Annotated in this window: 4 protein-coding genes; all 4 read right to left on the reverse strand. The window is 76.4% G+C overall.

All coding sequences use genetic code 11. The annotated features are described in order from the left end of the window. Positions 1 to 131: 131 nt before the first annotated feature. Positions 132 to 2021, reverse strand: a complete 1890-nt coding sequence (locus WMF17_RS09985; protein ID WP_437649060.1) for an SWIM zinc finger family protein — start codon at positions 2019 to 2021, stop codon at positions 132 to 134. Further along, entirely contained in the window at positions 2018 to 8863 is a 6846-nt protein-coding gene (locus tag WMF17_RS09990) for a HEAT repeat domain-containing protein (RefSeq protein WP_437649061.1), read from the reverse strand. Before WMF17_RS09990 ends, WMF17_RS09985 begins: the two co-directional genes overlap by 4 nt. Beyond that, positions 8860 to 11685, reverse strand: a complete 2826-nt coding sequence (locus tag WMF17_RS09995) for a hypothetical protein (protein WP_437601745.1) — start codon at positions 11683 to 11685, stop codon at positions 8860 to 8862. Before WMF17_RS09995 ends, WMF17_RS09990 begins: the two co-directional genes overlap by 4 nt. Before the next feature lie 211 nt (positions 11686 to 11896). Then, the gene (locus WMF17_RS10000) at positions 11897 to 12772 is read right to left on the reverse strand and encodes a WGR domain-containing protein (RefSeq protein WP_437649063.1); all 876 of its coding nucleotides are present in this window, start codon (positions 12770 to 12772) and stop codon (positions 11897 to 11899) included. Between the last annotated feature and the right edge of the window lie 159 nt (positions 12773 to 12931).

Below are 12931 nucleotides of genomic sequence, written 5' to 3' on the forward strand. Positions count from 1 at the left end.
TGCGGAGAGTGACTGGCGGTTCCTCCAGAGCGGCGCGACGCCGCTCCTACGCTCGAGGCGTGGAGGCTGGTGCGTTCAGAACCTCTCCTGGCAACACGAACAATCTCTTTTTCTTGACCTCCTTTCCTCTCTCATGCTGACGACGCGTCGGCGTCCACGAACCCGGAGGACGTCAATGCATCCAGTCTCTTGAAATACGCGTCGCGCGCTTCGCCGTCCGTGTCAAACCAAATGCGCTGGTGTCGTGGCGCTTCGGCGCGCGCCCCCCACGACAGGTGTACTACGCGGTCGTCCAGGGAGACACGGTAGACGACCTCCGCGCCCGAGGCCTCGCGGCGCACGTACGTGCGCGTCTCGGCGCGGATGAGCGACCGCCCCTCGGCCGTCTGGCGCAGGGCGTCCCGCTCGGCGCGCTCGCGGGCGTAGGCGACGCGGAGCGCGATCATGTGCTCGCACGGACCTTCGCGGAGGCCGCTCCGGCGGAACGTGGGGCAGCTGCACCACGCGTCGGAGACGCGGCCCTCGAGATCCATCGTGAACCGCGGGGCGAAGTCGCGGTGGGCCTCCCGGTCCGCGACCTCTCCGTGGATCTCGGTGCCCTCGCCGGCGATCTCGTGCACCTTGGTCGGCCTGACCGCGCCGGGCGCGCCGAGCAGGCGGTGGGCCGCGGCCTCGCGGGGCGAGCTGTAGCGGATGTCGCGCTCGTCCACCGGATCGGCGAACAGCTCGCGCGGGCGGTAGACGCGGCGCGCGACGTCGTAGAGCACCCGGCCGCGCAGGCACTCGAGCTGGAGCGCCGCGCGGGCGTCCTCGGCGCCGCCGCCGGCCGCGAGCGCCGCGAGCGGGAGCGGCCCGCGCTCGCGGAGGAGGGCGATCTGCCTGGCCGCGAGCGCGTCGAGCGCCGCGCGCGCCTTGTCGCCGCCTTTCCCCTCGCGGGGCATCAGGGCGTCGAACGAGGCGGCGCTGGCCCAGCTGCTGTCGGTCCAGCCCGTGAGCGCGATCGTCAGCGTCGCGCGGCCCAGATCGAGCACCCAGAAGACCGGCAGCCCGGGGCCCCGGAGCTCGGCGCGCACGCGCTGCACGTGCGGCAGGAGCCGCGACAGCGCGAGCAGCCGCTGCCGGCCGAAGGTCCGGACCACGCGCGCCGGGCCCTCATACGGAGGGCCGTGGCCCTCGATCAAGATCTCCCAGGGCTCCAGGATGAGACGCGGCGGCTTGCCGGGGACGAGCTCGAAGCGCAGGCCGCGGGGCGGCTTCTTCGCCTTGCGGGTGCGGAGCACGAAGAGCGCGTTGTAGAGATCGATCGGCGCGAGCTCGCAGGAGACCGCGGGGAGCGTCGCCGCCGACTGCACCTGCAGGAAGCCGCGGAGCCAGGTCGTCGGGACCTCGAGCGAGCGCTCGATCGGCGTCGCGCGGGCTGCCGCGGCGTCGCCGCGCGCCACGCCTGCGTCGAGCTCCACCTTGGCGTAGGCGCGCAGGCGATCGATCTGCTCGACGATGCGCGGCGAGAGATCGACGAAGGCGGTGCCATGGGCGGCCTCGCGGCCCTCGAAGAGGTCGCTGGAGAAGGCGAGCCGGGCGTAGGCGCTCTCGTCGCGCGAGAAGACCTCGATCGAGACCTCGTCCGGGTGCACCGTGAGCACGGGATCGAGCGCGCCGGAGGCCCTCGGCTTCGCGGCGGAGCCGTCGCCCTGGGTCGCCGCGTCGTCGGGGAAGGCGCCCTCCAGGAACGCCTTCTGCGCCTCCCAGATGGCCGCCGTCGCCTTCTTGCCCTGCTTCATCAGGTAGGCGAGGTACGCGGTCCGATCCCGGCCCTTGTACCGGAGATCGCTCTCCAGGATGGTCGCCAGCACGGCCATCGCGTCGCGGAAGAGCGCCGCGTCGCGGACGGTGCCGCGCACGCCGACCGGGCCGCGGGCGCCGTCGAGGGAGAGGCGCACGCTCGAGTGGAGCGGGGCGGCGGCGAGCTCGCTCGGCGCGGCGTACCGGAGGAGGATCGGGCGGGCGAGTGCGGCCGTCATGCGTTGACTCCTTCGGGGGTCTCTGGCGATGCGGGGGAGGGCGCGGCCGCGAGCCGCGCCGCGCGGGGATCCGCCGCCTTGCGCTTCGCGCGGCGGTACGCTCGGTACGCGGCCTTGCGGAGGGCGACGTCGGCCTTCTCTTTGGCCTTCTCCTTGTCGAAGGCGAGCGCGGCGAGCGCCTCGAGCGCGCGCTCGCCGCCGGCGCGGCCGAGCGCCGCGATGGCGTCGAGGCGCGCGGAGGCGTCGCCGCCGCTGCCCTGCGCGAGCGCGATCAGCGGGGCGAGTGCGGCGACGTCGTGGCGCGCGAGGATCGACGGCAGCGCGAGGCGCCGGCCCGGCTCGGTCGTGGTGAGCGCCGCGAGCGCCTCGGGCGAGGCGACGCGCGCGGTCGGCCCGAAGGCGACCGGGTCGAACGGCCTCACCGCCACGGCGATCGCGGCCGAGCCGTCCGGCGCGAGCGCGGCGAGCGCGGCCGACGCCGAGGCCCGGACGCCGGCGTCCATGTCCTTGAGGGCCGCCGTGAGCGCCTCCACGGCGCCCGCGGGCGGCGCGGCCCCTGCGGACCTCGCGGCCGACTCCAGGGCGCCGAGGGCGCGCGCGGCCTCGCGGCGAACCTCGCCGGGAGCGCTGTCGTTCGAGAGGAGCGCGCGCAGCGCGGGCGCCGCCGCGGTCGCGCCGGCGCGACCCGCGGCCCAGAGCAGCTCGCGCCATGCAGCGGCCTCGGCGCTGCGCTCGTCGCCGTGCGCGGCCGACCAGCGCTCCGCGGTGCGCTGCGCCGCGGCGGCGAGCGCGCCCGCGAGGGCCCCGCGATCGCCGGCCACGGTGCCGGCGGCGATGAGCCGCGCGGCCTCCTGCCGCGCCGGGGCGCGCTCGTCCTCGAGCATGCGCAGGAGCGCGGCCACAGGCAGCGCGCCGCGGCGGAGCAGGCCCATGGCGAGGCGCTGCCGCAGGTCCTCGTCCTTGAGCGCGGCGAGCCGGGGCAAGAGCTCGGCCGGGTCGGCCTCCGCGGCGAGGTAGCTCGCCGCCGGGCCCGCGATGTCGTCGTACTCGCTCCCGACCGCGAGGAGCTCGACGCGCGTCCGCTCGCCAGGGAAGAGCTTCTCCAGCGCCTTGCGCGCGTTCTTGCGGACCTCGCTGCTCCGCGCGTCGAGCGCGCGGGCGAGCGCGGGCTCGGCCGCGCCGTCGCCGAGCAGGCCGAGCTCGTTCACCGCGACGATGCGGAGCCTGTCGGGCGTGTCGCCGGCGCGCACGAGCTCCTCGAGCAGCACGCGGGCGCGCTCGCCGCCGATCCAGCGCACGCCCTTCGCCGCCGACTCGCGGAGATCGATGGAGTCCGCGTGGAGCGCCTGCTCGACGCGCTCCGAGGCCCGCTTGCGGAGCTCGGCGCTCCCGAGCTTCGGGGCCATGCGGCCGAGCGCCTCGGTGGCGGCGGCCTGCATGCTCGGCTCGATGGGCGCTTCCTTGGTGCCGCCGGCGGCCACCGCCTCGAGCTCTTCCAGCGCGCGGGCGTCGCCGAGCGTGCCGAGCGCGAGCAGCGCGCGCTCCCGCTCCCCGGGCTCGCCCGCGCGCACGACGAGGAGGAGCGGCCGGAGCGCTGACGCGAGGCCCCGCTCGGCCACCCCCTCCGCGGCGGGCAGCACGAGCTCGCGCGCGCCCGCGCGCAGCACGGCCTCGAGCGGCCCCGAGGGCGCGCGCTCCTGTCGATCGCCCTTCACCCGCTTCGCGTACGACGTCACGGCCGCGACGCGCGTGGGGAGATCGCGATCCGCGAAGAGCGCGACAAGGAGGTCGTTCTGCGCGGGATCGTCGCCGAGATCGAGCTCGCGCGCCGCGGCGAGGCGGAGCGCCGGGTCCTTCGCGCGCGCGGCGGCGGCGAGGAAGGCGAGCGCGAGCGCCGTCTCGCGCTTCTCGCGCTCGCGCCCCTTGTCGACGATCTCGAGGCACGCCTTGAGCGCGGCGCTCCGGACCTCGGCCGCCTCGTCGTCGAAGCGCGCCGCGAGCGGGGCGGTGGCCGCGGGGTTCCGCGTGCTCCCGAGCGCGCTCGCCAGCGCGGCGCGGTCCGCCGGCGTGGCGGCCTCATCCATGCGCGCCGCGAGCGCCCGCACCGCCGCGTCGCTCGCGAGCGCGACGAGCGCCTTGCGCGCGCGCGCCGCCGGCGCGGCCGCCCCCTCGCGCAGGAACGCCGAGAGCACGTCGACGGCGCGATCGTCGCGGCTGCGGGCGAGGAGCTCCGCGGCGCGCAGGCGCAGGTCGTCGTGATCGCTCTCCATCGCGCGGCACAGGGCGGGCACGATGCGCGGATCGCTCGACGACGCGAGGCGCTCGAGCACGCCGAGGCGGAGGTCGGCGTGCTCGCTGCCGAGCGCCGCGAGGAGCGGGTCGAGGCTGCCCTTCGGAGAGAGCCGCTCCAGGAGCTCGAAGGCGTAGCGGCGCACGTCGGGCAGCGCGGAGCTCAGCGCGCGCACGATCTCGGGTCGGGCGTCGCCGCCCCGCGCGGCGATCTCGTCGAGCGCGGTCCGCGCCACGTCGGCCGACGCCGACGCGAGCCCGAGCGCGAGCGGCTCGCCCGCCCCCGCGGGGAAGAGCGCCTTGAGCCCCGCGAACGCCGCCTTGCGCACGAGGTGGTGCGGGTCGTCGAGCGCCCGGACCAGCGGCGGGACCGCCGCCGTGCTGCTGACGTGCCCCTTGGCGCAGACGTCGACGATGCGATCGATGGCGTCGCGGCGCGTGCGGTGCGCCTCGTCGTCGCCCGCCGAGACTTGCCGGAGGAGGCCCATGTACGCGCCGAACGCGAGCCAGCGCAGCCGCCGCTGCTCGCCCTCCGGGACCGCGTCGCCGGCCGGCTTGTCGCTCTGCTTCTGGCCGCTCTGCCCGCCCGGCTCGGGCTGCGCGAAGAGGCGGCGGAGCCACCCCTTCGCGGGCTTCGTGTCGCTCTCCTCCGCGGCGCGCGGGGTCGTGTCCGCCACGACGTGGGCGCCCGCCGGGCGCAGCGCGGCCACGCGCTTCGCCTCGCGGAAGTACTCGACCGGCTTGCGCCGGATGCGGAGCACCTGCGCGGCCGCGTAGCGCTGCTGCGGGTCGTCGCTGGCGAGCGCCTCGGCGAGGCCGACGAGGATGCGCCCGCGCGCGACCTCGGGCGGCCAGTCCTTCGTGCCGGCGGGCTTCTCGCCGTCGGCCGCGCGGCCCTGCTCCGCCGTGTCGGGGCGCGGGGGCATCAGCGCCTCGATGAGGTGGGCGAGGTACAGCTCCGGATCGGTCCGGAGCTCCAGCGCGCGCGCCGCGGCGAAGCGCACGTCGGAGCGCTGCGACGAGAGCGCGCTCGTCAGGAGGTCCGGCGGGTCGCCGCGGCGGAAGGCCCTGAGGTCGCGCGCGAGCACGATCGCGAAGACGATCTCCTGGACCTCGCGCGAGCTGTCCTCGAGACCCTGCAGCATGCCGCCGTAGCCCTCGGGCCCGAGCGCCGCGAACGACATGATCGTCGCGACGCGGATGGGCGGGTGCTCGTGGCGCAGCGTGCCCGTGAGCACCGGCAGCGCCCGCACGTCGCCGAGCCGCGCGAGCCCGTCGGCGGCCCACGACCGCACCGCGACGTCGGCGTGGCCCATGGCGTCGAGCAGGTAGCCCTCCTCGCCGCGGCGGGCGGCCATCGCGAGCCCGCGCGCGGCCTGCTCGCGCACGTCGGGGTACTCGTCCTTGAGCAGCTCGGTCGCGAAGTACTTGACGAGGCGCGGCGATCCCAGCGTCGCCAGCGCGGTCGCTGCACGCGCGCGCAGCGGGCCGAGGACCTGGATCGGCAGCTGCTTGAAGAGGGACTGATCGCCGAGGAGCGCCCGCATCGGGTTGATCAGCTGCTCGTCACGCCGGACGGCGCAGAGCTCGGCCGCGCGCACCCGGAGGTCGAGGTGGCTCGACTGGAGGCCGATGTGGAGCGGCCCCGCCTCGCCCGGCAGGAGCTTGTCGAGCGCCTCGATCGCGGCGATGCGCGGCCCCGCGTGCTCGTCCTCGAGCAGCTTGCTCAGGGCGCTGCGCGCGGCCTCGCCCACCGGCACGCGCGTGGCGAGCAGCCGGAGCAGGGTGTTGCGCGTGTCGTCGCCCGCCGGCATGCCCGCGGCCCCGCGCGCGCCGCTCTCCCGGACCGAGGGGTGGATCGACGCCATGGCGGCGAGGTGCGGCTCCGCGGCCTCCTTGCCGCGGAGCTTGACGACGGCGTCGTACGCGGCCTGGGCCACGCTCGCGTCGCGGTCGCCGATGGCCGCGTGCAGCCGCTCCGCGGCCCACGGCTGCTCGCCGTGCGCCTTGAGCTCCTCGACGGCGCGCAGGCGCAGGTCGGGGAAGCGCGCGAGCTGCGCGCGGTCGAGCGCCGTCTGCGGATCCGAGGCGTGCCACGACCAGAGCGTCCGGAACGCCTCGCGGCGGACCTTGGGCGACTCGTCCTCGATCGCGTCGGCGAGCAGCGCCTCGGCCTCGGGCGGCCTCGGTCCCTTGCCCTCGCCGGCGAGCGCCACGAGCCGGTCGAGCCCGCGGACGCGGATGTCCTCCTGCGACGAGCGGAGCGACGCCTCGGCGACGGTGAGCGGGGCCGACGGCTGGAGCCGCGCGTAGGCGTCGTGCGCCGCGGCGCGCACCGCCCCGTCCGCGTCGTCGAGCATCCAGATGAGGCGCTTCTCGGCGCGGGTGTCCCGGAGCTCGGCGAGCGCGGTCGCCGCCTGCCTTCTCAGCGACGGGTCCTGCTCGCGCGTGAGCTGCAGCAGCGCGCCGAGGGCGCGCGTGTCGCCTAGCTGCGCGAGGCCGCGCGCCCCACGCACCGCCGTGTCCGGCGTGCGGCACGCCATCGCGGTGAGCAGCGGCTCGAGGTCGGCCTCGGCGGGCTCGGCCCCCGGGCTGCCCACGCCGGGGATCCGGGCGCGCGCCGCCTTGATGGCCGCCTCTTCGGCCGCCTTCGCGGCGTCCTTCGCCCCATCCTTCGCGTTCGCCGCGGGTTTCTCCGCGCCGCCCGCGCCGCCCGCGCCGGCCCGCCGCAGGACCTCGGCCGCGCGCCGCGCGATGTCGATCGCCGCGCGGCCGAGATCCTCGTCGCGCGCCTCGAGCGCGTGGGCGAGCGCTCGCCGCTCGATGACCTTCGCCGCGAACGCGATGCGGCGTACCTCGGCGTCCTCGTCGTCGAGCGCGCGCGCCGCGATCGGCGCGAACTCCGGCGCCGAGAGCCAGCCGGCGAGCGCCGCCCGGATGAGCGCCTCGACCCGGAGGTCGGCCGGGCCGCGCTCGAACGCGGTGCGGAGCGGCTGCGGGCCGTCCGGGTAGATCTGCTGGAGCTGGTCGAGCGCCGTGAGCCGCACCGACGCGTCGCGGCCGGCGAGCTTCTCGGCGATGAGCCCCGGGACGAGCGGCGAGCTGCCGTAGAGCTTCCGGAGCTCGAGGAGCGCCCGGCGCTGCACGTCCGCGGCGCGGGCATCGAGCGCCGCCCGGAGCGGGGCGAGCGGCGTGTCGCGCTCGATCGCGCGGAGCGCCTCGAGCGCGGCCATGCGGACGTTCGGGCTCTCGTCGTCGAGCGCCTCGCGGAGCTTCGCGCGCGCGCCGCGGCGCCCTTTTTCCCCGAGCTCGCGGGCGGCGAGCGCGCGCACCTCGGCGTCGCGGTCCGATCGGAGCGCGGAGAGCGCGGCCTCGAGCGCCTCGGGCTCGTCGAGCGAGGCGAGCGTCTTGACGGCGCTCTCGCGCGCCGGCCGCGCGCCCGACAGCGCCTGGGCGAGGACGTCGAAGCCGTGCGCGAGCTCGGCGGTGCCGTCCGCGGGCGCGCCGGCGGCGTCGATCGGGAAGCGCCATACCGTGCGCCGGTCCCCTGCGGCGAAGACGGCGCCGAGCCCGTCCTTCGCGTCCGCGCCGCCGCGGGCGGCCTGCCCGCGCGCGCCTTTGCGCGCGGCGGCCGGCGCGAGCGCCAGCGCGTGGAGCGCCAGCGCGCTCGTCTCCAGCGTGCGCGGCTTGCGTTTGTCCTCGAGCCGGTGGATGCGGATCGCGCCGTCCGCGCCTGCGGACAGCAGGCGGTCGCCGCTCTCCTTGCCGTCTTCCTGCGGCGGCGGGGTGGGCAGGCACAGGAGCGCGCGGACGCCGCCCGCGTGACCGCTCCCGTCCGCGCCGCGCACCTCGCACTCGACGTCGCCGACGAGGTACCAGAGGCGCACGGTGCCGTCGTCGCCGCCCGACGCCAGCCGTCCGTCGCGCGGCGTGAACGCGAGCGCCGTGACCGGCCCGTCGTGCCCCGGCATGGCGCGGACGGCGCCCGTCGACAGCGTGACCACGCGGACGACGCCGTCGTCGCCCGCCGCCGCGCAGAGCTCGCCGGCAGGATCGAAGGCGACGGCGCGGAGCGGCGCCGCCGAGAGCGCGAACGACGCGATCTCGACCGCGGCGCCGGGCTGCGGGGCAGGGGAGCCGGCGGCCTCGCCGACGCGGAACACCCGCAGCGCGCCGTCGACCCCCACGGTCGCGAGGCGCGCGCCGCCGGGCGTCGCGGCGATCGCCGTTGCGCCGCCCGGGTGCGCGTCGATCGCCCGCACGTCGGCCACGCCGCCCGCGACGAGGCGCAGCGCCCCGTCGGAGCACGCCGCGGCGAGCAGGTCGCCCGCGAAGGCGAGGCCGAGCACGTGCGCGGGCACGTCGATCGAGCGCACCGGCTTGTTCGCCACGTGATCGAACAGCGTCACCTGGCTCGCGCCGGCGGGGGATGGCGTGGTCTGCGTCCCGCGCGCCTCGCCCGGCGCCGGCGCGCGCACGCCGCCGACCGCGAGGAGCCGCGGGCCGATCGCGAGCGCGCGGACCTTCTCGTAATGGCCGATCGCGTGGCTCATGCGGTCTCCTGTCCGACGCCGGGGAGCGCCCGGCCTTCGCCGACGGCTCCGAGGCCTTCGATCTCGAGCCCCGGGTGCGCGTGCCTGAGCCGCAGGAGCGCCGCCAGGCACGCCTGCCACTCGCCCTTCGCGATCGACCCGGTGAACTCGGCGATGACGGGGGCGACGAGCGCCGCGAACGCCGCGTCCTCGACCGCCAGATCGCGCACGACCTCGATCACGTGCCGCTTGGCCTCGCTTGCCGAGAGGCGCCTGCGCGAGCCCGCGTCGTCGCCCGGCTCCGGCGACCGCCCCGCGGGGATCCCGGACAGCACGTACCGCAGGAAGCGCCGGAGCGCCTCGACGTCCGCGAACCGCCCGGCGTCCTCGGGCAGCTCCGCCGCGGGGCGCGCGTCGTCTCCGCGCGCCCCGCGCGGCCGCCATCCCGGCGGCAGATGGCGCGGACGGTGCTTCTCCCAGAGCATCCGCACGGCGAAGAGGCGCACCTCGCGGTCGGCGCTCTGCATCAGCCAGCCGAGGCGCTCCGGGCCGCCGAGCCGCGCGTAGTGCTTCAGGATGAGCGAGAGGCCGAGCTCGCGCGCGCTCTTCTTCAGGCTCTCCGTGAGCGCGAAGACCTGCGCCGGATCGAGCTCCTCCGGCGTGAGCGCGATCGCCGGATCGGCCGAGGGATCGCCGACCTTGCGGAGCGCGTCGAAGGCGATGTTGCGCACCTCCTTCGCGTCGCTGTGCGCGAGCTCGTAGACGCGGGTCTGGTAGCCCCACGCCCGGAGCTCGGCGCGCGTGATGAGCGCGGCGAAGCGCCGGACGTCGTCCCGCTTGTCGGAGAGCGCGGGCCAGATGCGCTCGGCGGTGAACGCGCCTCGCTTGAGCGCCGGCTTCAGCTCGAGCTCCTTGGCCTCGCCCTGCTCGGGCCCGAGGACGGGGTGGTGGCAGCGCAGGTACGTCTGCGCGAACGCCCGCATCGGCTCGGGCTCCTTCTCGCCGAGCGCGAGCGCGAACAGCCTCGCCGTGCCCGCCTCGCGGTCGCCGCGGCCGCTCGCGTCCTGCCCCGCGTCGAAGTCCTGCGGCTTCATGTGCGAGAGGAGGTAGCGGCGCGCGAAGCCGTTCAGCGTCGGATCGGCGCGCCGCGCGAGCGCGAGCAGCCAGGGCAGCGTGAGCTGCCGCGGCGACACGATCTTCGGGTTGCCGAGCACCTCCAGCGCCACCGCGCGCGTCTCGGCGCTGAAGACGAGCCCCTTCAGGCGCTCGACGCCCTCGGCCGTCAGGTCGGGCAGGGCGTCGGCCTTCTGGAGCCAGGTCGCGACCGTGGACCCGAGGCGCTTGCGCGTGAGCGCGCCGAGCAGCCACGGCGTCCCGATCGCCGCGATAGGGCACTTGCCGAGCGCGTCGAGCGCGGACTTCGTCGCCTGGTAGTCGTCCTCGTGGCGCGGGTCGTCGAGCACGCGCACCCAGAAGCCCGCCCCGGGCTCGCCGGGCCGGTACTTGGCCTTGAAGTACGCGGCGGCCCACCTCTTCTGCTCGGACTCGCCGTAGAGCATGTCGATGAGGAAGCCCTCGGGCAGCTCGGCGCGGTCGAAGCTCTCGCTCAGGGCCTTGCTGGCCCACGCCTCGGTCTCGCTGTGCGTGAGCAGCCGCCCCAGGAACGCGTGGCCGAGCGCGCGCGGGCTCTTGCCCTGGAGCGCCGACGCCGCGAAGGCGCGCGTGTCCTTGTGCTCGGAGTCGAGCAGCGCCGCGAGGCGCTCCGGGTCGAGGTCGGTCGCGTGCGCGCGGGCGTACTCGATCGCGAACGTGCGCGCCTTCGGGCTCGGGGAGCCGAGCAGCGCGAGCGCCGCGTCGTGCAGCCCGAGGCCCCGCAGCTTGCTCTGGTGGAGCTCCGGCGAGCCGAGCAGCGTCTCGATCAGGAACTCGTGCGCGCTCGCGAGCGGCCGGTGCGCGAGGCGCGAAAGCCACGCGGGCGTGACGCTCCGCAGGGTGTCGGCGAAGTCCTTCTTGAGCCCCTGGATCGCGAACTTGGCCGGCGGATCGGCCTGGCAGGCCGAGAGCAGGAGCATCAGCGGATCGGGCGATCGCTTCCACGCCTCGTCGAAGGCGCGGTGCTTCACCATGTCGTTCGGCGGGACGTTGCCGTGGAACGAGCGCCCGTCGTACTTGCCCGTGCCGTGCGCCCAGATGTGGTTCGCGACCCAGAGGTCGCTGAAGCTCGTGCCCGGCGCGTAGTGGCGGAGGACCTCGACCGCGAACTGCGGGTAGAGCTCCGGCGTGCTCCGCCCGAGCTCGCGCAGGAAGCGCCACGCGCGGCGGCGCATGTAGATCAACGTCCCCCTGGAGACCTCGCGCCGCCGGCTGCGGGAGAGCTCGACGTCGAAGCGGAAGGCGAGCGCGCCGAAGATCTCCGCGTCGAGCCGCGCCTCGGCCAGCTTGTAGATGCGCTTGAGCCCGCCCCACGCGCCGAAGACCAGCGGCGCGCTCGTGGCGATGTCGCGCAGCGCGCTGCGCCCTGCGTCCGTGCCCTCGTCGTAGATGCGCACGAGCAGGTCCGCGAGCTCGAGCCGCGGCGGCGGCGCGGCGTCGACCTGCGCGAGGAAGCGCTTCCACGCGTCGGTCGACTGCTCTCGCCGCTGCTCGGGGGAGCGCATGCCCTGCGCGCGCGAGAGCAGCTGCAGGAACGCCGCGAAGGTGAGCGCCCCCTCGCGCGGCGGCGTCTCCGGTTTTGGATCCGGCTGCTCGAGGTACGCCTCGACGACCTCGGCCAGGGTGGGTGAGCCGCTCGCGGCGAGCTGCTTGACGTTCGCGATGTCGATCGGGTTCGGTGAGCTCGCCAAGTCGCCCTCGCGCTGCGGGATGGGCTGAGAGAATCGCGATCCCTGCGGATCAGGTCAAGGACGAGTCGATCCGGCGATGACGGATGGGCCGCCGCCTCGGTGCGGCGACCCTCGGTGTGGCGTATCCGCCTACGTCTGCGCCGCGCGCTGCGCACATCGGCTCGAGGCGGCGCTCACGGGGCGCGGGCGGCGAGCCCGACGCGCGCGCAGCTCACGCCGCGCGCATCCGGGCGATGCGCTGCGCGACGTGCGGATCGCTGCCTGCGTCGAGGCCCGCGAGGTGCTCCTCGAGCGACCGCCCGGTGCCGGCGAGGTGCGCGGCGAGGAAGGGCGAGAGCGCCTTCCATCGCCGCGCCCACCCGGCCTCGGCGCTCATCGCGCCGTGGTGCGGCCGATCGACGAGCAGCGCGCCGAGCCGGAGGCCGAGCTCCGGGTCGCCGAGCTCCTCGAGCTGCCGCTTCAGGAGCGCGAGCGCGCCGGCGGCCGGCGAGGCCGCGGGCGGGGCCTTCCAGGTGTCGCGCACCGCGCGCGCGAACGCGGCGGCGTCGAGCTCCGACAGCAGCTCGATCGCGCGCACGAGCGGCAGCCGATCGGCCGCGCTCGGCGCGACGACGCGGGCCATGAGCGCGTCCAGCGCGGCCGACAGCGCCGCGTCGGTCGCGGGATCGAGCCCGCCGAGCGGCTCGAGCGCGCGGCGGGCGCGGCGGACGGCGCGGCCGAGGGCCCAGCTCCGCCGGCCGCGCGCGGCCGCGAGCGCGGACAGCGCGTGGACGGCGGCCTTCCGCTGCGCCTCGGTGGCGTCGCCGGTGCGCACGCGCGGCGGCAGCTCGAGCTTCGGCGGCGGCGGGGCGGCGCTCGCCGCGGGCGCGGGGGCGGCGGGCGCGCCGACTTCCTGGTAGCCCTCCCGGAGCTTCTCCGCGATCTTCTTCTCGCATTCGCGCGCCGCGGCCTCCGCGGAGGGGAACGCCTTCTCCTTGCGCTGCCCGGCGGTGCCCAGCCGGCCGTAGACGACGACGAACGTCCTGTCGTCCACGTCGGCCATCCAGAACTTGGCGCTCGTCCCCTGCACGAACTCGAACCGGCGCATGCGGGCGAGGATATCACGGCGCGACAACGGCGCGCCTCGGGTCGCTGCGTCCGAGCGCCGGAGGGCACGTGTGCTCGCGCGTGGGACGAGGATGCAGGTACAAGGCTCCTTGCCTCGATGCGGGTCGCGCGCTCGCGCGGTCGCCCCGACGGGGGGGGC

Origin of the sequence: Sorangium sp. So ce362, assembly GCF_051519845.1 — a bacterium.
Taxonomy (GTDB): Bacteria; Myxococcota_A; Polyangia; order Polyangiales; family Polyangiaceae; genus Sorangium.